The organism is Streptomyces sp. NPDC030245 (assembly GCF_055572995.1).
Window position 1 is genome coordinate 533070 of sequence record NZ_JBVICF010000003.1, and the last position, 23809, is coordinate 556878.

Below are 23809 nucleotides of genomic sequence, written 5' to 3' on the forward strand. Positions count from 1 at the left end.
CTGCAACTCTGGCCAAGGCCTGGCCGGTGCCCGAATCTGGACACAGCACCGCCCGTGCGGTGTTCATGCTCCTCAAGGGGCCTGAAAGGCGGGGGTGGTGCCGTGTCGGCGCGGCGCCACCCCCGTGTCGGTCCGCGGACCGCCCGAGGCTCCGCCCCCTGACGGAGCAGCCGTCTACACCCCCGGTGCGGACCGTGCCACCACCGTGGCCAGATCGAGTGTGTGCGGCAGCGTGCCGAACGCCGCCCCCCAGTCCCCGCCGAGCCGTGAGGCGCAGAACGCGTCGGCCACCTCCGCAGGCGCGTACCGCACCAGCAGCGACCCCTGGAGCACCAGCGCCATCCGCTCCACGAGCCGGCGCGCCCGCCCCTCGATGCCGTCCAGGTCGGCCAGTTCGGTCAGCAGGTCCTTGATCGCCCCGTCGAGGCGGTGGTCGGCGCCGCGCGCCGCGCCGACCTCCTGGAGGAACGCGTTGAGCGCCCGCGGCTCGCGTTGCAGCGCCCGCAGCACGTCCAGAGCCTGCACGTTCCCCGAGCCCTCCCAGATGGAGTTGAGCGGCGCCTCGCGCAGCAGCCGCGGCATGCCGGACTCCTCCACGTAGCCATTGCCGCCCAGGCATTCGAGGGCCTCGCCGACCATCGGCGTGCACCGCTTGGTCACCCAGTACTTCGCGGCGGGCACCGCGAGCCGCAGGAACGCCTGCTCCTGCTCGCCCCCGTCGTCGTACGCCGCCGCGAGCCGCAGCGCGAGCGTGGTGGCCGCCTCGGACTCCAGCGCCAGATCCGCCAGGACGTTGCGCATGAGCGGCTTGTCGACGAGCTTGCCGCCGAACGCCTCCCGGTACGTGGCGTGATGCACCGCCTGCGCCACGGCCTGCCGCATCAGCGCCGCCGAACCGATCACGCAGTCCAGCCGGGTCGCCGCCACCATCTCGATGATGGTGCGCACGCCGCGCCCCTCGTCCCCGACCCGCCGCGCCCACGTCCCGTCGAACTCCACCTCGCTCGACGCGTTGGACTTGTTGCCCAGTTTGTCCTTGAGCCGCTGGATGGCGAACGCGTTCCGCGTGCCGTCCTCCAGGACCCGCGGCACCAGGAAGCACGTCAGCCCCTGCTCGGCCTGCGCGAGCACCAGGAACCCGTCCGACATGGGCGCCGAGCAGAACCACTTGTGGCCCGTCAGCGCATACGTCCCGTCCTCCGCGAGCGCCTGCGCGCGCGTGGTGTTGGCCCGCACGTCACTGCCGCCCTGCTTCTCCGTCATGCCCATCCCGAAGAGGACACCGGCCTTCTGCGACGCCGGGCGCAGCCCCTCGTCGTAGATGGTCGAGGAGAGCCGCGGCTCCCACTCGGCGGCGAGCGCCGGGTCGGCGCGCAGCGCGGGCACCGCGGCGTGCGTCATGGAGACGGGACACCCGTGCCCCCCTTCGGCCTGCGTCCACACCAGGAACCCCGCGGCCCGCCGCACATGCCCGCCGGGCCGTGACCAGGCGGTGGTCAGCCCCGCGGAGACGGCCTTGCCGAGCAGCCGGTGCCAGGCCGGATGGAACTCGACCTCGTCGATCCGGTTCCCGTAACGGTCATGCGTGTGCAGAACGGGAGGATGGGCGTTCGCCTGCTCTCCCCACCTCTGTGCCTGGGCGGAACCCGCGGTGCGGCCGAGCAGGGAGAGTTCGTCGCGGGCGGTGTCGAGGAGCTCCGGGTCCAGATGCCGCTCGACGCCCTCCACGAGGGCCCGGTCGGACGCGAATACGTCATATCCCACCAGGGGCGGAGCCTGGTTGGTCACTGTGTGGGTGCTGGCTGCCATGCCGCTACGGTAAGGAGGTGCACCAGGCAAAAGAAACACCCGGGCGGCCGTCGGGCCGCTGGATCCGGGCCCGCGCTCTCTACCGGAACGTCTCCAAGCGCAGGACCGCCTGGCTGCTGCTCAAGGACACCGTCAACTCGTGCATCGAGTACCGCATCCTGGGGCTCGCGGCCGAGGCTGCGTTCTTCACGCTGCTCTCCGTTCCACCGCTGCTGCTGAGCCTGATCGGCCTGCTCGCCTACGTCGACCGGTGGACCGGCGCGGACACCATCGCCAGCGTCCAGAACAACATCCTGGAGGCGTCCCGCACGATCCTGTCCGACCGGGGCGTCCACCAGATCGCGGAACCGATACTGGACGACGTCATGCGGGTCAGCAGACCCGACGTCATCTCCATCGGCTTCCTGTTCGCCCTGTGGTCCGGCTCGCGCGCCGTGAACGTCTTCATCGACACCATCACCGTGATGTACGGCCTCGACGGCGTGCGCGGCATCGTCAAGACCCGGATACTCGCCTTCGGCCTGTTCCTGGTGGCGCTGCTCATCGGCTCGGTCGCGCTGCCGCTGATGGTGGCGGGCCCGGACGCGGTGGTGAAACTTCTGCCCGGTTCCACGACGGTGGTCCAGATCCTCTACTGGCCCGTCGTCGTCATCCTCTCCGTGATCTTCCTGACGACGCTGTACCACGTCTCCGTGCCGGTGCGTTCGCCCTGGGTGGAGGACATGCCGGGCGCGCTCATCGCGCTCGCCATGTGGGTGCTCGGCAGCTTCCTGCTCCGCATCTACCTCACCAGCACCGTGGAGGGCCCCACCATCTACGGCTCGCTCGCGGCCCCGGTCGCCGTGCTGCTGTGGATCGGCGTCTCGGCGTTCGCGGTCCTGGTCGGCGCCGCGGTCAACGCGGCGATCGACCGGGTCTGGCCGTCCGTCGCCACGGCCGTGGCCCGCGCCGCCAACGACCGCATAAGGGAGGCGCAGGCCGCCGAGGTGGTGGCCCGCGCGGCCGCGCGCGAGGCGGCGGGGGACCCCGACGACGCCGACGACCCCGAGATGCCGTCCGAGTTCCCCGAACGCTGGTCGCGCTTCCTGCCGCCGGACGACGTGACGTCGCGGCTGCGGACGCCGGCGAAACAGGGGAAGCACGCGAAGCGGCCCGGTTCCGGGGATTCCCCACCGGAGTAGGGGGCGCCGTTCATCACCGGCTTCGCCGGGTTCGTCCTCAAACGCCGGACGGGCTGGACACCCAGACCCCGGCGCACTCGCGGGCGAAGTCGGCGAAGTCCCTGGGCTCCCGGCCCAGTACCTCCCGCACCCCTTCGGAGAGCCGCGCGTTGCGCCCGTCGAGGTTCGTCTCGAACAGCTCGACCAGGAACTCCGCCTCCCGTGCCGGAACGCCGAACTCCAGCAAGGCGGCCCCGTAGTCACGGGCCGACACCGGCACGTACGTGATCTCACGCCCGGCCGCCGCCGCGACCTCCGCCACCGCCTGCCGGAACGAAAGCAGCCGGGGCCCGGTCAGGTCGAGCGTCCGGCCCGTGAACCGGTCGCCGCCGGTCAGCGCGGCCACCACCACGTCCGCGACGTCCCGCGCGTCGATGAAGGGTTCGAGCACCTCACCGGCAGGGAAGACCAGCTCCCCGCCCCGCATGCCGTCGAGCAGCGGGCCCTCGCTGAGGTTCTGCGCGAACCAACTGGCCCGCACCACCGTCCACTCCGCCCCCGACTCCCGCACCGCCCGCTCCGTCGCGTGGGCCTGCTCCTCACCCCGCGCCGACAGCAGCGTGAGCCGCCGTACGCCGAGGGCGACCGCCTGCCGGGCGAACGCCCCGACCGCGTCGGCCGCGCCGGGCGCCCCGACGTCCGGCAGATACGTGAGGTGCGCGGCGTCCGCGCCCCGCAGCGCGTCCGCCCACGTCGACCGGTCCGCCCAGTCGAACCGCACCGCGCCGGACCGCGAAGCCGCCCGCACCGCGAGCCCCGCGGCCCCCGCCGACTCCACCACCCGGCGGCCCACCCGCCCGCTCGCCCCCGTCACCAGAACCGTCATGCCCGTCGTATCCGCTGTGTTCGTCATGTACGTCAGTCAACCGACCCCTCGCCCGACGGACCATCGGCGAGGAGCTCACCCCCATGCGCGTGCGTCTACGCTGCCGTCATGGACGTCTTGGCCGGACTGCTGGAAGGACCGCGGGCGCGCGGCGCCTTCATGATTCGCGCGCTCTTCGACCCGCCCTGGTCCGTCCGCATCGCGGACGAGGCGCCCCTCTCCGTCATGGTCATGGTGCGCGGCACCGCCTGGATCGTCCCCGCGGACGGGGCGCCCGCCCAGCGCCTCGGCCCCGGCGACCTGGCCATCGCCCGCGGCCCCGGCCACTACACCTGCGCCGGCGACGCCACCACCGCGCCGTTCGCCGAGATCCGGCCGGGAGAACAGTGCGTGCCGCTCGACGGCGCCCGCGTCGCGCGCTACCGGCACCTGGGCCCGCGCGCCTGGGGCGAGTCGCACGACAGCTCCGTGGAGCTGCTGATCGGCACCTACCAGCTGCGCGGCGAGCTCACCGGACGCCTCCTGGACGCACTGCCGCCGCTGCTCGTGCTGCCCACCGAGGTGTGGGAGTGCCCGCTCACGCCGCTGCTCGCCGACGAGATCCGCAAGGACGAACCGGGCCAGGACGTCGTCCTCGACCGGCTTCTCGACCTGCTCCTCATCGCCGCGCTGCGCGCCTGGTTCTCCCGCCCCGAGGCGGCGGCCCCCGCCTGGTACGCGGCGCTGGGCGACCCGGTCGTCGGCCGCGCGCTGCGTCTGCTCCAGGACGACCCCGCACGCCCCTGGACGGTCGCGGACCTCGCGGCGGAGGCGGGCGTCTCGCGGGCCGCGTTGGCCCGGCGGTTCGCGGAGCTCGTGGGGGAGCCCCCGATGACGTACCTGACGAACTGGCGGCTCGCGCTCGCCGCCGACCTGCTGCGCGACAGCGAGCTGACCATCGGCGCGATAGCCCGCAGGGTCGGGTACGGCAGCGCGTTCGCGCTCTCCGGCGCCTTCAAACGGGTCCACGGAATCAGCCCCCAGGAACACCGCACCCGCGCGGCGTAGCCTTCTGCACGTGACCGAGGAGACCGGCTCCCAAGACGCTGGGGCCTACCGGGAGCGGCCGGCCGCGCTGCCCGGCGCGGTCGTGTGGACCCGGGTCGCCACGGGCGTCCCCGGCGACTCCCGTCCGGTGCTGCCCGACGGCTGCATGGACCTGCTGTGGACCGAGGGCAGACTGTTCGTCGCGGGCCCCGACACGCATGCGTACGACCCCGAGGGCGGGCCGGGACGGTACGTCGGCATCCGCTTCCGCCCCGGCGCCGCCCCGGCCTTCCTGGGCGTGCCCGCCCACGAACTGCGCGACCGGCGGGTCGAGCTCGCCGACCTGTGGACCGCCGCCGAGGCGCGCCGCCTCACCGAGCGCGTGGACGCCGCGCGCGACCCGGTGGCCGCCCTGGAGGCGGTCGCGGCGGACCGCGCCGCGGGCACCGGGCCCCCGGACCCGCTCATCGCCCACGTCGTCAGGTCGCTGAGCGCGGGCCACTCGGTCGCGCGGACCGCGGCGGAAGCGGGCGTCAACGCCCGGCTGCTGCACCGCCGCGCGCTGCCCGCGTTCGGCTACGGCCCCAAGACGCTCGCCCGGGTGCTGCGCCTCCAGCGGGCGCTGGCGCTGGCCCGCGAGGGCCTGCCGTACGCGGCGACGGCGGCCGCCGCGGGCTTCGCCGACCAGGCCCATCTGGCGCGCGACGTCAAGGAGTTCACCGGGCTGCCGTTGAGCCGGCTACTGGCCCAGGGGCGCGAAGAGGTCCACGCCGTTGCCGTCCGGGTCGAGGACGACGGCGTACCGCTGGCCCCAGGGCGCGTCGAACGGCTTGAGCTCGCTCGCGTACCCGGCGCCCGTCATGTCCTCGTACGCCGCGTCGACCCCGGTGGGCGTGCCGCAGTGGAAGGCGAGCCCGATCCGGCCCGCGCCCGCGGGCGGCCGCCAGTCCGGATGGAAGGAGCGGATGGTGTCCTCCGTGTCGAGGGCGAGGCGCAGACCGCCGGGGAGCACCGCCTCGACGTGCGGCGCGCTCTCCGACCCGGCGGGGAACTCGACGCCGAGCCGGCGGTAGAAGGCGAGCGACGCGGGCAGGTCGGAGACGACGAGACCGATCAGGTCGAACCGGGGAGTGGGTGACTTCGGTGTGCTGTTCATGCCCGGCAGCGTAGGCAGCGGCTGCGCGCCGGGTCTTGAAGGAATCGGACAGCCCGACTGTCACGGCCCCCGAATCCCCGCTACGTTGGAAGGCATGGACTATCCCGGTGACAACCGGCTCGCGGCGGCTGTCGTGGTGCACCGCCGCCGTGTGCTGCTCGTGAGACGCAGCCGGACCGAGCGGTTCCTGCCCGGCGTGTGGGGCGTCCCGTGCGGGAAGCTGGAGCCCGACGAGAGTCCGCGGGACGGCGTCCTGAGAGAGCTCAAGGAGGAGACGGGCCTGCTCGGCCGGGTCCTCCGCAAGGTCGGCGAGTCCTCCTTCGTCAGCACCTACCGCGGGCACGAGGTGAAGAACTGGCAGGACAACTTCCTGGTCCGCCCCCTCACCTTCGACGTGACCCTGCCCCTGCCCGACCAGGACCACCGCTGGCTCGCCCCCGCCGACCTCGGCACGGTGCGCATCGACGACTACAACCGCGAGATCGTCCGCCAGGCCTTCGCCTGAGCGAGCCGTCAGGCCTCGGTCCTGTCGCAGACCATGTCGGCCAGCGTCGACAGCTCGGCCAGGTAGTCGTTCACCTCCAGAGGCTTCTTCGCCACGGCCCGGCCTCCCACGTCCGGCCCCGCGTACACGTCCGTGTACCGCTGCCGTCCCGCCCCCGTCTCCAGGAACAGCGAGACCGCGGGCCCCGGTGAGGCGCACCACGCCCGGTGCAGGACGTGCGGCGGCAGCGCGTAGCCGCTCCCGGCCGCGTACAGCGCGGTCTGCGTCAGGCGCAGCCGCGCCCCGCCCGCCGGCTCCAGGAGCCAGTCGCCGTCCTCGCCCACGAGGGACTCCCGGTACCAGGACGTGGCGACGCCCTCGCCGGTGGCGGGTCCCGCCCGCTCGTACAGCTCCACGCCGAGGGCGCCCCGCGCCACGTAGGAGGCCAGCGGGGAGCGGTGGTTGTGGATGTCCTCGCGCGCGTCCCGGCCCGGATGCCACACGTGGGCGCGGAGCATGTGGCGCGGGCCGCCGTCGATCAGGAGCAGCTTGTCGAAGCCGAGGATGTGGCGGTACGAGAGGAGCGCGCACCCCGAGGGGTCGCCCGTGCCGTCCGCCAGCTCACGGATCAGGGGCACCAGGCGCCGCGGATCGCCCAGTTCGGCGACGACCGCGCGGGCGGCCCGCAGCAGTTCGTCCCCCGTCGTCCGGTCCAGCGCCTGTGCGAGGAGCCGCTTGGCGCCGTGGACGTGCCGACCACCCAATGCACTCTCCCCCTCGTCCACGCGCCGGCCGGCGCTCAGCCACCCGGCTGATACATCCATACGGCATGTGCCCGCAGCGCGGAAAGGCCTTGGTAGGTCATCCACAGCGGGTGGGCGAGATCGACCCCGTCCCACGTCCAGATCCCGTTCTCCTGCCGCCGCCACACGGACGCGGCCGAACCCGACAGCATCTCTTGCAGGGCCGCTCGGCTCTCCTCGTCGGCGGCGACCGTGGGGACGCCCGGGGTGAGCAGCGCCCGCACCACCCAGGCCGCCGTGAAGTGCCGTACGGAGAGCACCTCGTGGCGCGAGGCGTCGACGGGGTGCGGGCGGCGCACCGTCTCGTGGCCGCTCTCCAGGTCGTCGCAGCCGTCGTGCGCGGGCCCGGGGCAGGAGAGCAGCCAGCGGATGCCCTCTTCGCGGGTGGCGCGGGCGTTCGCGTCCTCGCCGAGCACCCGCGCCGCCCGGTCGAGGGCGACGACGGCCTGCGCGGTGTGCACGGCCGACGGCGCCACCGCCCGGCCGCGCGGCGGGGTGAGCCGGGAGCCCCAGCAGCGCCGGTGCCCGCGCGCCGGATCGGTGACGGCCCCGTCGACGAGCGCGTCCCGCAGCAGCGGCAGGGCGGGCGAGTCGGGCGCGGCGCGCAGCAGTCCGCGCAGCATCGTGGTCACGACGTGCGTCAACTCCGCGCCCGCAGGCTCCAGTTCGTGGCTGAACCGCTCGGTGCACCGCTCCGCCTCCGTGGCGAGGAGGTGCGGGTCGGCGCCCGCCCGCGCGAGTGCGCCGAGCACGAGCGCCGTCACCTCGGGGCGGCCCACCGAGCCCTGCGAGCGGGCGGCCCAGCCGCCCTCGGGCAGCCGCAGCCGCCACAGCGTCCGCACGAGCTCGGAGGCGCGCAACCGCCCGTCGGGCATGCCGAGTTCGAGGACGATGTGCAGTCCGTACGCGGTGCCGGTCGGGGTCGGCCGTACTGGTTCCGACTGCTCGTCGAGGGCGTGCGGCCAGCCCACGAGGCGGCCGCGCAGCGGGTCGTCGAAGACCGTCAGACGGTCGGCGAGCGTGGTGTACGTGGCGGCGAAGAGCGCCGGCAGCGGTCCAGGCGCCACGGGGTCCGCCGCGCCGTCGGCCGCTCCCGCCACGGGGCGGCGCGGCGCGGGAACCCCGTCCAGGCCGCCGACCGCCCCCTCGTCCGCCCCGTCGTCCGCCGCCCCCCGCGCCCGCAGCAGCGCGCCGGCCAGCCAGGCGGAGATCCCCGTCCCGAGGCCGCTGACCACGGCCAGCGAATAGCGGGCCGTGTCCCCGAAGAGCCCGTCGGGCAGCAGGCCCACCAGGGCCTGGAAGACGGCGTACCCCACGGCGACGGGGCCGAGCCTGCCCAGCCACGCCACGAGCCGCCCGGGCGCGGGTCCGGGCGGTGCCCCGGGCGGCGCGGGCCGCCCGGCCGGGTCTGTGTTTCCGCGTATGGGTGCTGTTGGCATGAACTCCATTTACCCATCAGGCACGTGTGGCGGAAGGGAGTGAGAAGACGCAACTCAGGGAGGACGGCCTGGGTGTCGCGCGGAGTTCGTACTGCGGCAGGACGCCGGGGCCGCACGACTGCGTGCCGATGCCGTGCCGGGCGATGTCGAGGTTGACCCAGACCGTGTCGCCGGGCGTGAGGTCCGTGCGGTGCCGGGCCGCGTCCAGCTGCTCGGTCGTCCAGCGCCGGACGGTGAACGCGGGGGCGCCGTCGCTCTCCACGCGCACCCCGCCGACCTCGGCCCAGCGGACGGCGGGGCGTGCCCCGTTCTCCTGCGGACGCACGTACGGCGTCTGCATCGCGTCGACGTCGGACTCCCAGACGCCGATCAGCGAGGCGGCCGCGGTGTCGGGGTAGGCCTCGCCGGGCCCGCCGCCGAACCACCGCACCCGCCCGGACGCGCCGGGCAGCCCGAAGCGGATCCCGAGGCGCGGCAGCGGCACGGGCCAGTCGCCCTCCGGCGTCACGGACATCCGCAGCAGCAGCTTCTCGCCGTCCGACGCCCAGTGGTACTCCGTGCGCAGCGCCAGGTCGCTCGCCGCGGGCGCCACCCGGGTGCGCACGGTCAGCCCGTCCCCGGCCGGCTCGACGGAGTCGACGCGGTGCCGCATCCGGTGCAGGCCGTGCGTGCGCCAGAGCATGGCCACGGACGGCTCGGGCCGCCACGGCATGCCGTTGTCGTTGTCGGTGGGGGCCCGCCACACGTCCAGACGCAGCTCCCTGATCTCGCGGCCGCGGAAGGTGAGGAGCGAGCCGGTACGGGCGTCGAACTCCGCGGCGCCGAGGGTGATGCGCCGGCCGGCCGCGTCCCGCACGGGTGCCGCGCCGCCGGGCACGGGCAGGGCCTTGCCGTACTCGACGGGCAGCTGCGCCCACGCCACCACATGCCCCTTCGGCGCCCACGCCGTGTCCTCGGCGAGCGCCGCCCGCACCGTCCACTGCGTCTCGGCGTCCGGGTTCCGGGGCGGCGGGGGCGGCAGCTTCACCTCCGTGCGCTCGCCGGGGCCGAGCGGCGGCACGGTGAGGGCACCGTCCGCGACGGTCGTGCCGTCCTTCTCGTACGACCAGGTGAAGGCGAGGTGGGAGAGGTCCGCGAAGTCGTGGAGGTTGGTGACCGTGACCGTGCCGGCGCGCCCGTCGCCCTCGATGCGGACCGGCTCGACCACCTTCTTGTACTCGACGAGCCCGGGGGACGGTGTCCGGTCGGGGAAGACCAGGCCGTCGCAGACGAAGTTGCCGTCGTGCAGCTCCTCGCCGAAGTCGCCGCCGTACGCGTACTCGTACGCGGGGTGCGCGATGCCGTGGTCGATCCACTCCCAGACGAAGCCGCCCTGAAGCCGGTCGTACGTCTCGAACAGGCGCTGGTACTCGCTGAGTCCACCGGGTCCGTTGCCCATGGCGTGCGCGTACTCGCAGAGGATGAACGGAAGTTTGCGCCGCTCCTTCGGCCCCTCGTCGTCGTCCCGGCCGATGCGCTCGACCTCGGCGTGGTCGGCGTACATCCGCGAGTACACGTCGGTGTCCGCGCAGGACGCGTCGCCCTCGTAGTGGAGGAGGCGGCTGCCGTCCCTGGCGCGGATCCACTCGGCCATGGCGGTCAGGCCGCGGCCCGTCCCGCACTCGTTGCCGAGCGACCAGAGGATCACCGAGGCGTGGTTCTTGTCGCGCTCGACCATGCGGGCGGCGCGGTCCAGGAGGGCGGGCGTCCAGCGCTCGTCGTCGACCGGGTTGCCGCGCCAGCCCACCGCCTGGAAGCCGTGGGTCTCCAGGTCGCACTCGTCGATGACCCACAAACCGAACTCGTCGCAGAGGTCGAGGAAGGCGGGGTGCGGCGGGTAGTGGCTGGTGCGGACGGCGTTGATGTTGTGACGCTTCATCAGGAGGACGTCGGCGCGCGCCGTTTCGAGGTCGAGGGCGCGGCCCGTGCGCGGGTGGAACTCGTGGCGGTTGACGCCGCGGAAGAGGACGGGGCGGCCGTTGACCTTGACGACGCCGTCCTCGACGGCGACCGTGCGGAACCCTACGCGCAGCGGGATCCGCTCGCCGGGCGTGGCCAGCGTCGCGTCGTACAGGCGCGGCGTCTCGGCCGTCCACGGCTCGACGGCCACGGTGACCTGCTCACCGGTCGCCACGTCGATCCCCAACTCGGTGACGGTGACGCGCCCTTGGACCTCCGAGTCGACCCGCAGTGTGCCCGCCCCCGCGCGGTGGTCGTACGCGGCGTGGACGAAGAAGTCGCGGGCGCACCCCTCGGGCCGGTGCAGCAGCGTCACGTCGCGGAAGATCCCCGGCAGCCACCACTGGTCCTGGTCCTCCAGGTAGGAACCGGCGGACCACTGGTGGACGCGGACCGCGAGGACGTTGCCCACGGGCCGCAGCAACTCGCCGACGGCGAACTCGTGGGGCAGGCGCGAGCCCTTGAAGTCGCCGAGCTCCGTGCCGTTGAGCCAGACGCGGGCACAGGACTCGACGCCGTCGAAGCGGAGGACGGCGCCGCCGTCGGCCGGCCAGTCGGCGGGCAGGTCGAAGAGGCGCAGATGGTCGCCGGTCGGGTTCTCGGTGGGTACGCGGGGCGGGTCCAGGGGGAACGGGTAGAGCTGATTGGTGTAGTGGGGCGCGCCGTGGCCTTGCAGCACCCAGTGGCCGGGCACGGCGATCTCGCCCCAGGCGTCCGGGGCGAGATCGCGGCCGTATCCGTCGGCGGCGAACGAGTCGTCCTCGGCGTCGGCCGTGGGGGAGAGGCGGAAACGCCAGCGGCCGTTGAGGGAGAGGCGGGCGGCGTCCGACGTCGCGTACCACGCGCGGGGCGGGAGAGCGCCGGTGCCGGGGGACACGTCCTCGTGGTGGGGAAGCTCCATGGGCTCCATGAGACCGTGCGGGGCCGGGGGCCGCCATCGTCCCGGGCCGGAAGTCGTTGGATTCTTCACCTCCGGCATGGACCCGCCACCCTTTCCTGACTCCGCGGGTGATCTCCATCGCCGGTCCAGGAGGGCCACGAGGCGCGGAGGAGGGCCACGAGGCGCGGCCTCCCCCGTGGGGCGGAGCCGGGCGGGACTTGCGGACGATGCCGGGGTACGGGGCGGGAGGCGACGATCAAGACGCGTGCAACCGCACGCATACGCATCACATGTCGTGGCGTGCCATGTCGCGCCGCGCCGCGCCGCGCATGCCGTGTCGCGCATGCCGCGCCGCGCATGTACGCCATGACGTGCCGTCACACCCGAGATCGGAGCCTCACCGTGCTGAAGTGGACCCTTCGTGCCGTCGCCACCCTCGCCATCGTCGCCGCGATCGCCACGCCTGTCGCCGTGCCCGCGCCCGACGCACCCGACGCGCCCGAGGCGGCGATCGCCGCGCCCGCGGCCATCGCGCCCGCAGCCGCCGCTGCCCTGCCCGCGTCGGCCGCCCCCGACGCTCGGTAACTTGTCGCGTCGTGAACGACGCCCATGAGCAACCCCAGCCCCGGCCCCAGCCCCGACCAACGGTCGGGGCCGCCCCGGCCCACCCCGCGAGTCTCCCCGCAACCCTCCCCGTGACCGACCGCACCCGCCACCGCCGCCTGCGCGAGCAGGGCAGTCTGGACCGGGGCGACCTGGAGGCGATCCTCGACGCGGGTTTCGTCTGTCACCTCGGTGTCGTCGTCGACGGCCACCCGATGGTCGTGCCCACCGTGTACGGCCGTGACGACACCCACCTCTTCCTGCACGTGTCCGTCGCCAGCCGCAGCCTCGCGGCGGACCCCGAGGCGCCGGTCTGCGTCACCGTCACGCACATAGACGGGCTGGTACTCGCCCGTTCGGTGTTCGAACACGGCGTCAGCTACCGCAGCGCCATGATCCACGGCGTCCCGCGCCGGGTGACCGACCCCGAGGAGAAGCTGCGCGGCCTGCGGCTGCTCACCGAGCACGCGACGCCCGGGCAGTGGGAGTACGCCCGCCGTCCCAGCCGCAAGGAACTCGCCGCGACCACCCTGCTGGCCCTCTCCCTCGCGGAGGCCTCCGTCAAGGTGGCGGCAGGTCCACCGGACGACGGCGAAGGGCCGGACGCCGATCTCGACGTCTGGGCCGGAAACCTGCCGCTGACGGCCGCCTGGGGCGACCCGGTGCCGGATCCGCTGCTGCGGACGGGGATCGCACTGCCGCCGCACATCGCGGGGCGCGCCGGGACCCGGCAGGGGTGAGGGGCGCCGCCCGGGAACCCCTCCCCCGTGCGCGGCACCATGATCGGGTGGACGCTGGCAACCACCCGCGACACCCTCGCGGCCCGGGACCTTGTCGGCCGTGGGGACGTCTGCTTGACTCCGCTCGCCGCACGCCCCCGGAACGCCACGTATGCCCTACGCCCTATGCCGTAAGCCCTACGCCGTATGCCGTCGTTGGAGGCCGTCATGGAGATCACCCGCAGACGCCTGCTGTCCGCCCTGTCGGCCGCCGGCCTCCTGGCGGTGGTCCCCGTGGGCCGGCTGACCGCCGCCGCGAGCGAGGCGGGCCGCGCTCGGCTCCTCGCCAACACCGTGGCGGTCTTCGCCGGTACCGCCGCGTCGAACGCGCGCCCCGAGACGGCCGCGAAGCTCGCCGCCGTCGAGCGGACCGCGCGCGCCAACCTGAAGGCGATGGACGACGCGGGCGAGGGCGAGCTCTTCGCGGGCCTGGTCCTCGGCACCGACGAGGCCAACCTGAACACCGCCTTCCGCCGGCTGTACGAGACCGCACTCGCCACCCGCACGCCCGGCCTCCCCGCCGACCTGTACGAAAGCCGGGCCGTGCGGCGCCGGGTGATCGACGGGCTGGCCTGGCTGCACGAGCACCACTACGGGGACCAGTCCAAGGGCTACTACGGCAACTGGTTCCACTGGGAGATCGGCATCTCGCAGCACGTCAGCCGGACACTCGTCCTGCTCGCCGACGACGTGGCCGCACACCGCCCCGGGCTGCTGACCGCCTACGTCGCCTCGATGGACGCCTACCTCCGCAACGGCACCGACGGCGACGTGGACCTCGACTCGCGCTTCCACACCGGGGCCAACCTCGCCGACATCACCACCAACCGGATACTCCAGGGCGCGCTCCTGGGCGAGCCGGGCGAGGCGCGGATCCGCAAGGCCCTCACCGACCAGCTGACGGTCTTCCTCACCGTCGACCCCTACCGGCTGCGGCACGGCGTGACGGACGGCCACTACGCCGACGGCTCCTTCATCCAGCACGCGTCCGTCGCGTACACCGGCTCGTACGGCAAGGGCCTGCTCACCCGTGTCGTACAGACCCTCAAGATCCTCGACGGCACCGGGTTCGCGCACGGCGAGGAGCTCGTGCCGACCGTGCACGGCTGGGTCCGCGACGGCTTCGCCCCGCTGATCTTCGAGGGCTGGATGATGGAGATCGTCAAGGGCCGGGCGGTGTCGCGCCCCGACTCCGGGTACACCGACGTGGCGGTGGTCGTCGAGGCCGTCGTCGACCTCTCCTCACTCGCGACGGGCGCCGCTGCCACCGCCCTCAAGAGCTACGTCAAGCACGTCAGGGCCACCTCGCGCGCCCCCCTCGATCCGGCCCGCTTCGTCTCACCGGTCAGCGTCGTCCGCTACGCCGACATCCTCGCCGACACCGCCGTCCCGCCCGCCGACCTCAACCCCGCCGCGCGCAGCGTCGCGTTCAACGCCATGGACAAGACCGTGCACCGCAGACCGGGTTACGCCTTCGCGCTCGCGCGCAGCTCCGACCGGATCAGCAAGTACGAGTACATGAACGGCGAGAACCTCATGCCGTGGTTCCAGGGCGAGGGCGCGTACTACCTCTACCTCTCCGGGCAGGACCAGACCCGGGCGTACGGCGTCGACCACTACACCACCGTCCCGCCGTACGGCCTCGCGGGCGTCACCGCCCCGGTCGAACAGCGACGCACGGTACCGGAGTTGTACGGCAAGCCCTTCTACGACAACCCCGGCCACCCCCTCCACTTCACCTCCTCCTCCGAGTCGCAGAACAAGTACGTCTACTTCCCGCGCGGCACCGCCCGGTACTCGGGCGGCGCCGTCCTCGGGGCGTACGGCGCGGCGGGGATGGTGCAGTCCGACGACGCGGCGTACCGCGACCGGGCGCTGCTGCCCGACGACTTCGTGGTGCACCGGAACGCGACGGCGACGAAGTCGTGGTTCCTGCTCGACGAGGAGATCGTGGTGCTCGCCGCCGACGTCGGCGACCCCGCGGGCAGGGCCGTCACCACCACCGTCGACGCCCGCACCGCGACCGCCGACGACCGGATCACGCTCACCGGCGCGCTCCGCGACGGCCGCCCCTGGACCGGCCCCGGCACCGCCGACCTGCGCTGGCTGCGCTACGCCAACGTCACGGAGGGCACCTCGGTCGGCTATCTCCTCCTCGACACCCCGCGGGTGCGGGTCTCCCTGGACCGGGTCACCCGCAGCCGCAGGGTGGTGCGCACCGCCAACCCCGATACGCAGGTGACGCGTTCGGTGTTCGGCGTCACCGTCGACGGGGCGGCGGGCGCCCGGCCCGCGTGCCTGGCCTACGCGTTGGTGCCGAACGCCGACGACGACCGGCTGCGCGCCCACCGCCATGGGCCGCTCAAGGTCCTCGCCAACTCCTGTCACCTGCAAGCCGTCTCGCACGCGGGGCTCGGCATCACGGCCGCCAACGCCTTCACCCGCGGGTGGCACGAGACCGCGGGGCTGCGCGTGCACGGCCCCGCCTCGGTCATCGTGCGCCGCCGAGCCGCGAAGGGGCGGCGCGAGACCGTCTCCGTCGCGGTGTCCGATCCGACGACGGACCGGAGCACCGTGACGCTCCTGCTCCGCGGCCGCCCCCTGCGCGAGGTGACCGCGGACCCGCAGGTCCGGGTGGGCGGGGCTCCTGGCGGCACCCGTGTCGAGGTGGACACTCACCACGCGTACGGTAGGAGCTTCACGGCCGTACTCGAAGGGTGAAAGCGGCTCTGTGCGGCAGGTGGTGACGGCGTATCAGCTCGGCTTGACGCTGATGGCCTGTACCGGGCACGCCCGCACGGCCTCCCGTACCAGCGGGTCCCCACCACCGTCCTCGCGGCCGGGCAGCACCTCGCTGAGGCCGTCGTCGTCCTGGGTGAAGACGCCGGGCGCGGTGAGCGCGCACATGCCCGCGCCCACGCACCGGTCCTTCTCGACATGAATCGTCATGTGCTCCAGCTCCATGGCCAACCCCTACCACGTGACGGGGAGTTCGAGCATCCCCTGGATCGTGTCGCCGGGCTTGAAGGGGATGTCCTCCGGAGGTGCCGCGAGGCGCAGCCCCGGCAGCCGTTCGAAGAGGGTCCCCAGCGCGATCTCCATCTCGGCGCGGGCGAGGTTCTGTCCCAGGCACTGGTGGATGCCGAACCCGAAGGCGAGGTGGTGCCGGTCGGTACGGTGCCAGTCCAGCTCCTCCGGGCCCTCGTACACCGTGCCGTCACGGTTGATGAGGGACGTGGCGAAGATGACGCCGTCGTGCTCCCGGATGGTGCCGGCGGGGGTCTCGATGTCCTCCTTCGCCACCCGCAGCAGACCGTCCGCGATGGACAGGAAGCGCAGCAGCTCCTCGACCGCGGCCGGCATCAGCGGCGGGTCCGCGCGCAGCCCGGCCCGCAGTTCGGCGAACCGCTCGGGGTGCTGGAGCAGCGTGAACGTGCCGAGGGAGATCATGTTCGCCGTGGTCTCGTGCCCGGCGATCAGCAGGATGGTGGCGAGCCTGACCAGTTCCTCCCGGTCCACCGCGCCCGACGCGAGCTGCTGCTGGATGAGCTCGTCGAGCAGTCCGTCGCCCGGGTCGGCGCGCTTGAGGTCGATCAACTCGTAGAAGTAGGCGTCCAGTTCCTCCCGCGCCCGCTGCGTGTCGTCGGCGGTGGGGCCGCGCAGCAGCCGCCGCGACTGCTCCTCGAAGAACTCGTGGTCGGCGTAGGGCACGCCCAGCAGGGCGCAGATGACCATCGAGGGGACGGGCAGCGCGAACGCGCTCACCAGCTCGGCGGGCGGCCCCGCCGCGACCATGTCGTCGAGGAGCAGGTCGACCGTCGCCTGGATCTGCGGGCGGAGGGCCGCGATGCGTTTGACGGAGAAGCTGGGGATCAGCATCCGGCGCTGCGTGTTGTGCTCCGGGTCGTCGACGCCGAGCAGCGCGATGCGGCGGTCGCGCTGCCGGGCGAAGCGTTCGGTCGGGATGGGGAAGGCCGTGTTCCCGCGGTCGGCGGAGAGCCGCGGGTCGACGAGCAGCTCACGCGCCGCCGCCCGGCCGCTGACCAGCCAGACGGAGCGGCCGTCGAACAGGCTGACGCGGGAGAACGGCGGGTCCTCGCGCAGCGGTGCGTAGGCGGCGGGAGGGTGGTACGGACACGTGCGGTCCTGGGGGAAGACGATGGATTCGGTCGGCTTCGTTGTCTCCGTCATGGCGGTACCTCGCAAGCGCAGTTCGTCCCTGATCCATCCCCATTGGATGGCTTGGGCAACTAATTCGTCCACGACAAGACCGGCCAGATCGCCGGGGCACCGGATCTGTCCGGAACACCCCCCTCCGCTCAACCTGTCTGCGTCCGTGTCGTCCGTGTCGTCCGTGTCGTCCATGGCTCCGGGGCGGCGAGTGCGGAGCGGTGGGCCGCGGCCGTGGCATCGCCCGCAACCGCCCGGGACCGTCGTCAGCCGCCGTCGGACGCCGTCGGACGCTGGCGACGGACAAATTCCGGTCGAGTGCGCGCACCCTCGTGCGAAGATCCGGAGCGACCGCCCGGACACTGTGGAGGAAGAGGATGTTCGCGATACCCCTGAGCGATGGAGCCGACGGAGCCGACGGCGCCGGGAGAGCCGAGCTGCGGCCGCTGGAGCCCTGGCAGGCCGAGGAGTTCCTCGCGCACATGGACCGTGGCCGCGACTTCATCGGCCGGTACGTCGGGCTCCCCGACATCACCGCCGACCTGGACTCCGCGCGCTCCTGGCTCCAGGTGTACGCCGACAAGGCCGCGGCCGACACCGGCCGCCTGTACGGCATCCGGCTCGACGGACGGCTCGTCGGCGGTGTCCTCCTGCGGGCCTTCGACGCGGCGGCGGGCACCTGCGAAGCCGGCTGCTGGCTTGAACCGGACGCAGCCGGACGCGGCCTCGTCACCCGCGCGGTACGCACCGTCATCGACTGGGCGATCGAGGAGCGCGGCATCCACCGCGTGGAGTGGCTGGTGGCCCCCGAGAACACCCCGAGCGTCAACGTGGCCAAGCGGCTCGGCATGAGCCGCGAGGGGCTCCAGCGCGAGAACGACCCCTATCGGGGCGTACGGCAGGACACCGAGATCTGGTCGGTACTGGCACCCGAGTGGCGCGCGGCGCGCGCCGGCCGTGGGTCTTCCGGAAGGAGCACGAACTGAGGAGGCACCACATGGCTGACGGCGGCAACGGCAACGACGGCGACGACCGCACCGTCGCTACGGAGTACGGGCACCCCCGTCTCGCGGCGCTCTACGACGTGCTCGACCCCGACCGCGGCGACCTCGACCCGTATCTCCGCATGGCCGAGGAGTTCAAGGCGCGCGAAGTCCTCGACATCGGCTGCGGCACCGGCGTGTTCGCGCTGCTGCTGGCCGCGCGCGGCATCGATGTGGTCGGCGTCGACCCGGCCGGAGCCTCCCTCGACGTGGCCCGCGCCAAGCCGGGCGGCGAACGGGTGCGCTGGCTGCACGGCGACGCGACCGCGCTGCCACCGCTGCGCGTCGACCTCGCGACCATGACCGCGAACGTCGCCCAGCAGATCACCGACCCGGACGCGTGGCACGAGACCCTGCGGGGCGCCCGTGAGGCGCTGCGCCCGGGCGGGCACCTCGTCTTCGAGACCCGCGACCCGGCCCGCCGCGCCTGGGAGAAATGGCACCGCGAGGCCTCGTACGGCGTCACGGAGGTTCCCGGAGTGGGCGCGGTCGAGAGCTGGGTGGAGGTGACGGAGGTCGACGGCCCGCTGGTGTCGTTCCGTTGGACCTACGTCTTCGCCGCGGACGGCGAGGTGCTGACCTCGGACTCGACGCTGCGCTTCCGTGGCCGCGCGGAGGTCGAGACGCAACTGGCCGCCGCCGGGTACGTATTGGACGCCGTCCGCGACGCGCCGGACCGGCCGGGCCGGGAGCTGGTGTTCGTGGCGCACCGGCCGGGGGAGGACCGCGACCGACGACTGCCGTAGGGGCCGGGCGGGCGTCTGGGCTCAACTCCCGTCGTCAGGGGCGAGCTTGTGCACGACGGTGTCGGCGGGGCGCAGCCGCCGCCCGTCCGCGGCCAGGACGTCGAGCGTGCGCAGAGGCTGCCCCTGCCGGCGGTCGACCAGCTCCGAGTGCGGTTCGCCGGGGGCGAAGAAGTTCTCCTCGCCCCACTGCCGCAGGGCCACGATGACGGGAAAGAGCGCCTCGCCCTTCGAGGTCAGTACGTACTCGCGGTAGGCGCTGCCGTCCGAGGCGGGGACGGATTCCAGGATGCCGCCGGCGACCAGCGTCCGCAGGCGCGCGGTGAGGATGTTCTTCGCCACGCCGAGGCTGCGCCGGAACTCCCCGAAGCGCCGGCTCCCGTCGAAGGCGTCCCGCACGATCAGCAGGGACCACCAGTCGCCGATCGCGTCCACCGACCGGGCGACGGGGCACTCGCTGTCGTCGAAGCGGGTCCTGCTCACCATGGCGTCCCTCACTCTCATGACGTGGTTGCAACATGCTACCAGGACGGTTACCGTCGCCACCGTCCCCCACTGGTGGCAACTTGCAACCGAATGAGCGGAGAGGGAGTCCCCATGCCCGAGAACCAAGAGGACTCGGCGTACGCCATGTCCCGTGGCCTCGTCGCCCTGTTCGCCGTCGCCTGCGGTGCCGCGGTGGCCAACGTCTACTTCTCCCAGCCGCTCCTGGTCACCATGGGGCACGACCTCGCCATGAGCCCGGCACTCGTCGGCAGCGTGGTCACCCTCACGCACGTCGGCTACGGCTTCGGACTTTTCCTCCTCGTGCCGCTGGGCGACATGGCCGACCGCAGACGGCTCGTGGTGGCTCAACTCCTGCTGCTCGTGGTGGCGTTGGCAGTGGTGGCCGCCGCCCCCACGGCGGCGGCGCTGCTCGTGGGCGTGGCCGCGACCGGGCTCCTCGCGGTCGTCACCCAGACACTCGTGGCCTTCGCGGCGTCCCTGGCGCCCGCCGCCGGGCGCGGCCGGGTCGTCGGCCTCGTCACGAGCGGCGTCGTCATCGGCATCCTGCTCGCCCGCACGGCGTCCGGCCTCATGGCCGATCTCGCGGGCTGGCGCTCCGTCTACGCCGCCTCGGCGTCGCTCACCGCCCTGCTCGCGCTGGTCCTGTACCGCGTCCTTCCGCACCGCGCCGCCCCGCCGACGACCCTGCGCTACGGTCAACTCCTGCGCTCCACGGTCACCTTGTTCGCCCAGGAGCCACTGCTGCGCCTGCGGGCCCTGTTCGGCCTGCTGGTCTTCGCCGCGTTCAGCACCCTGTGGAGCAGCGTCGCGCTGCCGCTCAGTGAAGCGCCGTACTTCCTGTCCCACAGCGAGATCGGGGCGTTCGGGCTGATCGGTGTCGCCGGCGCCCTGGCAGCGAGCGTGGCGGGCCGCCTGAACGACCGCGGCCTGTCCCGGCACACCACCGGCACCGCCCTGGCGCTGCTCACCCTCTCCTGGCTGCCCCTGGCCTTCACCCGCAGCTCGCTCTGGGCCCTGGCCGCCGGGGTGGTCCTCCTCGACCTCGCCGTGCAGGCGGTGCACGTCACCAACCAGACCCTGATCCACGCGCTGCACCCGGCGGCGGGCAGCCGCCTGATCGGTGGCTACATGGTCTTCTACTCCCTCGGCAGCGCCACCGGCGCCCTCGCCGCGACGTCCCTCTACGCGGCCGCCGGCTGGCCCGCCGTATGTGCTCTGGGCGCCGGGTTCAGCGCTCTCGGCCTCGCACTGTGGGCGTTCACCCGGCACGGCGCCTCGGACCCCGGGGGGCGGAAAAAAGAGTGGTGGTCCGTGAGGGGATGTGGCTAGGCTCTGCGTGTTGCCAGGTGGCCGGTCGGCCGTGCTGGTCCGTCGAAGCTGTGCAGGAAGTGGAGGTGTAGACCGATGGCTGTCGTTGCGATGGGCGCTGCCCGCATCCGGAAGTTCATCAAGTCCACCTCCGTGGCCTCCGGCTGACCTGAATCTCTCCGCGCCGACGTGCGCGTGTGTGCCGGGGCCACCCTGTGAAGGGTCACCCCTTGTCTTCCTCGTTCTTTCCTTCCTCTTCTGAGGGTTCGTCCGCTCTCAACCCCCTCTCCGCCTACGGCTGGGACACCCACTGGGAAACCGAGTTCGCACCGTACGCGGCGCGAGGCCTCGTGGCCGGGCGCGTCGTCCGGGTCGACCGCGGACAGTGCGACGTCGTCACCGCCGACGGAACCGTCCGGGCCGACACCGAGTTCGTCACCCCGCGCGACCCGATGAAGGTCGTGTGCACCGGCGACTGGGTCGCCGTCGACCCGGACGGCACCGACCCCCGCTACGTACAGGCGTATCTGCCGCGGCGCACCTCCTTCGTACGGTCCACTTCCTCCAAGCGGTCCGAGGGACAGGTCCTCGCGGCCAACGTCGACCACTCGATCATCGCGGTGCCGCTCGCCGCGGAGCTCGACCTCGCGCGGATCGAACGCTTCCTCGCCCTCGGCTGGGAGTCGGGCGGGCAGCCGGTGGTCGTGCTCACCAAGGCCGACCTCGTGCCGGACGCCGTCACGCTCGGCCATCTCGTCGAGGACGTGCAGACCTCGGCGCCCGGCGTGCAGGTGCTGCCGGTCAGCTCCGAGACCGGAGAGGGCATCGACGTCCTGTCCGCCGTCGTCTCCGGCGGTACGTCGGTGCTGCTCGGGCAGTCCGGCGCGGGCAAGTCGACGTTGGCCAACGCGCTGGCCGGGGCCGACATCATGGCGGTCCAGGCCATCCGTGACGTCGACGGCAAGGGCCGTCACACCACGACGACCCGCAACCTCATCCTGCTGCCCGGCGGCGGGGTCCTCATCGACACGCCGGGGCTGCGCGGCGTGGGCCTGTGGGACGCCGAGAGCGGCGTCGGGCAGGTCTTCTCCGAGATCGAGGAACTGGCGGCCGACTGCCGGTTCCACGACTGTGCGCACGCGGCCGAGCCCGGCTGCGCGGTGCTCGCCGCCGTCGAGGACGGTGCCCTTCCCGAACGCCGCCTCGACAGCTACCGCAAGCTGATCCGCGAGAACCAGCGCATCGTCGCCAAGACGGACGCGCGGGCCCGCGCGGAGATGCGGCGTCAGTGGCGGTTGCGGGGGGCGGAGGGGAGGGCGGCGGTCGACATCAAGCGGGGGCGCTTGCGCTGAGCTTGAGCGGTGTGGCGTGTGGGGGGCTGTTGGGTCGTTGGGGAGCTGCGGGTTCGTTGTGGCTGGGCGCGCAGTTCCCCGCGCCCCTGGGGCTGCGCCCCGGACCCGCTGGGGCTCCGCCCAACTGCGGGACCGGCACCAAGCCCATGTCCGAAATCCGCCAGCCCTCCCCACCCCACCCGCCCCACAATGGACCCGTGATCGATGAAGAGACCAGGTACGAAGCCGTGCGTAGTCGGGATGCGCGGTTTGATGGGGAGTTCTTCTTCGCCGTCGCGACGACCGGGATCTACTGCCGGCCGAGCTGCCCCGCCGTCACCCCGAAGCGGCAGAACGTCCGCTACTACACCACCGCGGCCGCCGCCCAGACCTCCGGCTTCCGTGCCTGCCGTCGTTGCAGGCCGGACGCCGTGCCCGGCTCCGCCGACTGGAACGTGCGCGCCGACGTGGTGGGCCGCGCCATGCGCATGATCGGCGACGGCGTCGTCGACCGCGAGGGCGTCCCCGGGCTCGCGGTGCGTCTCGGCTACAGCGCCCGGCAGGTGCAGCGCCAGCTCACCGCCGAGCTGGGCGCGGGCCCCGTCGCCCTGGCGCGGGCGCAGCGCGCGCACACCGCCCGCGTGCTGCTCCAGACCACCGGCCTGCCGATCACGGAGATCGCGTTCGCCGCCGGATTCGCCAGCGTCCGGCAGTTCAACGACACCGTCAAGGCGGTGTACGCGCTGACACCGACCGCCCTGCGCGCCGCCGCCCCGCGCCGCGGCGCCGCCCGCGCCACCCCCGCCGCCGGCATCCCGCTGCGCCTCGCCCACCGGGGCCCCTACCGCGCCGACGCCGTCTTCGACCTGCTCGCCGACGAGGCGGTCACCGGGATCGAGGAGGTCACCGGCGAGCCCGGCGCCCGCACCTACCGGCGTACGCTCCGGTTGCCGTACGGCACGGGCATCGTGGCCGTCGAGGAGCCGCGCGACGGCCCCGCGGCAGGAACCGGTGGCGGGTCGGGCACCGAGGCCCTGCACAGGGGCGGCTGGCTCGACGCCCGGCTGCACCTGACCGACCTGCGCGACCTGACCACCGCCGTCCAGCGCCTGCGCCGCCTCTTCGACCTGGACGCCGACCCGTACGCCGTGGACGAGCGGCTCGCCGCCGACCCCCGGCTCGCCCCGCTCGTCGCCGCCCGGCCGGGCCTGCGGTCGCCGGGCGCGGCCGACCCCGACGAGTTCGCGGTGCGCGCGCTGGTGGGACGGGCGGGCGCGGAGCGGCTCGTGGCACGGCACGGCAAGGTGCTGGACGCGGCGTGCGGGCGGCTCACCCACGTCTTCCCGGCCCCCGCCGAGCTGGCCGCCGAGCCCGGCCCGCTCGGCGCGCTGGCCGCGGCGCTCGCCGACGGCTCCCTGCGCCTGGACGCGGGCGCGGACCGCGACGACGCCGAGGCGGCGCTCCGCGCCCTGCCCGGTATGGACGCGAGGACGGCCGCGGTCATCCGGATGCGAGCGCTCGGCGACCCCGACGTGGCTCTGCCCGGCGCACCGGAACCGCCCCTCGACTCCTGGCGCCCCTGGCGCTCGTACGCCCTGCGCCACCTGGCCCTGTCGGCCCCCGCCGATTCTTAAGAAGGGCTCTCATCCCGGCGAGAAAGACTGCGGACATCGTCACCCGACCG

At 73.4% G+C, this 23809-nt stretch carries 20 protein-coding genes and 1 pseudogene; 12 read left to right on the forward strand and 9 right to left on the reverse strand.

Features of this window, described 5'->3' with window-relative positions; all coding sequences use genetic code 11:
• Nucleotides 1-174: 174 nt before the first annotated feature.
• On the reverse strand, nucleotides 175-1809 hold the full coding sequence (locus tag ACZ4Z4_RS10845) for an acyl-CoA dehydrogenase family protein (protein ID WP_468325158.1): 1635 nt from the start codon (nucleotides 1807-1809) through the stop codon (nucleotides 175-177).
• 17 nt (nucleotides 1810-1826) lie between these two features.
• Between ACZ4Z4_RS10845 and ACZ4Z4_RS10850 the strand changes: the two genes are divergently transcribed.
• Complete coding sequence (locus ACZ4Z4_RS10850) at nucleotides 1827-2990, forward strand: YihY/virulence factor BrkB family protein (RefSeq protein WP_468325161.1); 1164 nt, start codon at nucleotides 1827-1829, stop codon at nucleotides 2988-2990.
• A gap of 37 nt (nucleotides 2991-3027) precedes the next feature.
• On the opposite strand, the gene ACZ4Z4_RS10855 is transcribed toward ACZ4Z4_RS10850, so the two are convergent.
• The gene (locus ACZ4Z4_RS10855; protein ID WP_468325163.1) at nucleotides 3028-3882 is read right to left on the reverse strand and encodes an NAD(P)H-binding protein; all 855 of its coding nucleotides are present in this window, start codon (nucleotides 3880-3882) and stop codon (nucleotides 3028-3030) included.
• An 81-nt stretch (nucleotides 3883-3963) separates the two neighbouring features.
• Here ACZ4Z4_RS10855 and ACZ4Z4_RS10860 point away from each other — a divergent pair, with 81 nt between their 5' ends.
• Both ACZ4Z4_RS10860 and ACZ4Z4_RS10865 read left to right on the forward strand, forming a co-directional pair.
• Nucleotides 3964-4902 carry an AraC family transcriptional regulator gene (locus ACZ4Z4_RS10860; protein ID WP_468325165.1) on the forward strand — a complete coding sequence of 313 codons (939 nt, stop codon included), beginning with the start codon at nucleotides 3964-3966 and terminating at the stop codon, nucleotides 4900-4902.
• Between the two features lie 10 nt (nucleotides 4903-4912).
• Nucleotides 4913-5632 (forward strand): annotated as a pseudogene (locus ACZ4Z4_RS10865) (DUF6597 domain-containing transcriptional factor); the annotation flags it as partial.
• On the opposite strand, the gene ACZ4Z4_RS10870 reads toward ACZ4Z4_RS10865, so the two are convergent.
• A complete protein-coding gene (locus tag ACZ4Z4_RS10870; protein ID WP_468325772.1) occupies nucleotides 5621-6037 on the reverse strand; it encodes a VOC family protein in 417 nt (138 codons plus the stop codon). The pseudogene ACZ4Z4_RS10865 and the gene ACZ4Z4_RS10870 overlap by 12 nt on opposite strands.
• A gap of 94 nt (nucleotides 6038-6131) precedes the next feature.
• Between ACZ4Z4_RS10870 and ACZ4Z4_RS10875 the strand changes: the two genes are divergently transcribed.
• Complete coding sequence (locus ACZ4Z4_RS10875; RefSeq protein ID WP_468325168.1) at nucleotides 6132-6542, forward strand: NUDIX hydrolase; 411 nt, start codon at nucleotides 6132-6134, stop codon at nucleotides 6540-6542.
• Between the two features lie 8 nt (nucleotides 6543-6550).
• Here ACZ4Z4_RS10875 and ACZ4Z4_RS10880 read toward each other — a convergent pair whose 3' ends face one another.
• From ACZ4Z4_RS10880 to ACZ4Z4_RS10890, 3 genes are read right to left on the reverse strand one after another with little or no spacing between them, the layout of a single operon-like run.
• A complete protein-coding gene (locus ACZ4Z4_RS10880) occupies nucleotides 6551-7285 on the reverse strand; it encodes a hypothetical protein (RefSeq protein ID WP_468325171.1) in 735 nt (244 codons plus the stop codon).
• Nucleotides 7286-7320: 35 nt separating this feature from the next.
• Nucleotides 7321-8763 carry a hypothetical protein gene (locus tag ACZ4Z4_RS10885; protein WP_468325174.1) on the reverse strand — a complete coding sequence of 481 codons (1443 nt, stop codon included), beginning with the start codon at nucleotides 8761-8763 and terminating at the stop codon, nucleotides 7321-7323.
• Between the two features lie 16 nt (nucleotides 8764-8779).
• Complete coding sequence (locus ACZ4Z4_RS10890; RefSeq protein WP_468325177.1) at nucleotides 8780-11671, reverse strand: glycoside hydrolase family 2 TIM barrel-domain containing protein; 2892 nt, start codon at nucleotides 11669-11671, stop codon at nucleotides 8780-8782.
• Nucleotides 11672-12043: 372 nt separating this feature from the next.
• On the opposite strand from ACZ4Z4_RS10890, the gene ACZ4Z4_RS10895 reads away from it, so the two are divergent.
• The 3 genes from ACZ4Z4_RS10895 (at nucleotide 12044) to ACZ4Z4_RS10905 (ending at nucleotide 15744) form a co-directional block, all read left to right on the forward strand.
• A complete protein-coding gene (locus ACZ4Z4_RS10895) occupies nucleotides 12044-12226 on the forward strand; it encodes a hypothetical protein (RefSeq protein WP_468325179.1) in 183 nt (60 codons plus the stop codon).
• A 110-nt stretch (nucleotides 12227-12336) separates the two neighbouring features.
• A complete protein-coding gene (locus ACZ4Z4_RS10900; protein WP_468325182.1) occupies nucleotides 12337-12984 on the forward strand; it encodes a pyridoxamine 5'-phosphate oxidase family protein in 648 nt (215 codons plus the stop codon).
• A gap of 207 nt (nucleotides 12985-13191) precedes the next feature.
• Complete coding sequence (locus ACZ4Z4_RS10905; protein WP_468325774.1) at nucleotides 13192-15744, forward strand: polysaccharide lyase family 8 super-sandwich domain-containing protein; 2553 nt, start codon at nucleotides 13192-13194, stop codon at nucleotides 15742-15744.
• Nucleotides 15745-15777: 33 nt separating this feature from the next.
• Here ACZ4Z4_RS10905 and ACZ4Z4_RS10910 read toward each other — a convergent pair whose 3' ends face one another.
• Both ACZ4Z4_RS10910 and ACZ4Z4_RS10915 read right to left on the reverse strand, forming a co-directional pair.
• On the reverse strand, nucleotides 15778-15972 hold the full coding sequence (locus ACZ4Z4_RS10910; RefSeq protein ID WP_468325185.1) for a ferredoxin: 195 nt from the start codon (nucleotides 15970-15972) through the stop codon (nucleotides 15778-15780).
• Between the two features lie 24 nt (nucleotides 15973-15996).
• Nucleotides 15997-17214, reverse strand: coding sequence for a cytochrome P450 (locus ACZ4Z4_RS10915; RefSeq protein WP_468325188.1), 1218 nt, complete (start codon nucleotides 17212-17214; stop codon nucleotides 15997-15999).
• Between the two features lie 356 nt (nucleotides 17215-17570).
• Between ACZ4Z4_RS10915 and ACZ4Z4_RS10920 the strand changes: the two genes are divergently transcribed.
• Entirely contained in the window at nucleotides 17571-18179 is a 609-nt protein-coding gene (locus tag ACZ4Z4_RS10920; protein WP_468325191.1) for a GNAT family N-acetyltransferase, read from the forward strand.
• 11 nt (nucleotides 18180-18190) lie between these two features.
• Nucleotides 18191-18982 (forward strand): class I SAM-dependent methyltransferase, encoded by a 792-nt coding sequence (locus ACZ4Z4_RS10925; RefSeq protein ID WP_468325193.1) that lies wholly within the window; start codon nucleotides 18191-18193, stop codon nucleotides 18980-18982.
• A gap of 21 nt (nucleotides 18983-19003) precedes the next feature.
• Here ACZ4Z4_RS10925 and ACZ4Z4_RS10930 read toward each other — a convergent pair whose 3' ends face one another.
• Complete coding sequence (locus ACZ4Z4_RS10930; RefSeq protein WP_468325777.1) at nucleotides 19004-19465, reverse strand: winged helix-turn-helix transcriptional regulator; 462 nt, start codon at nucleotides 19463-19465, stop codon at nucleotides 19004-19006.
• Between the two features lie 111 nt (nucleotides 19466-19576).
• Between ACZ4Z4_RS10930 and ACZ4Z4_RS10935 the strand changes: the two genes are divergently transcribed.
• From ACZ4Z4_RS10935 to ACZ4Z4_RS10945, 3 genes are all read left to right on the forward strand, one after another.
• Nucleotides 19577-20815, forward strand: coding sequence for an MFS transporter (locus ACZ4Z4_RS10935; protein WP_468325196.1), 1239 nt, complete (start codon nucleotides 19577-19579; stop codon nucleotides 20813-20815).
• A gap of 209 nt (nucleotides 20816-21024) precedes the next feature.
• A complete protein-coding gene (gene rsgA, locus ACZ4Z4_RS10940; protein WP_468325199.1) occupies nucleotides 21025-22146 on the forward strand; it encodes a ribosome small subunit-dependent GTPase A in 1122 nt (373 codons plus the stop codon).
• Between the two features lie 200 nt (nucleotides 22147-22346).
• Nucleotides 22347-23759 carry a DNA-3-methyladenine glycosylase 2 family protein gene (locus tag ACZ4Z4_RS10945; protein ID WP_468325780.1) on the forward strand — a complete coding sequence of 471 codons (1413 nt, stop codon included), beginning with the start codon at nucleotides 22347-22349 and terminating at the stop codon, nucleotides 23757-23759.
• The last annotated feature ends 50 nt before the right edge of the window (nucleotides 23760-23809 follow it).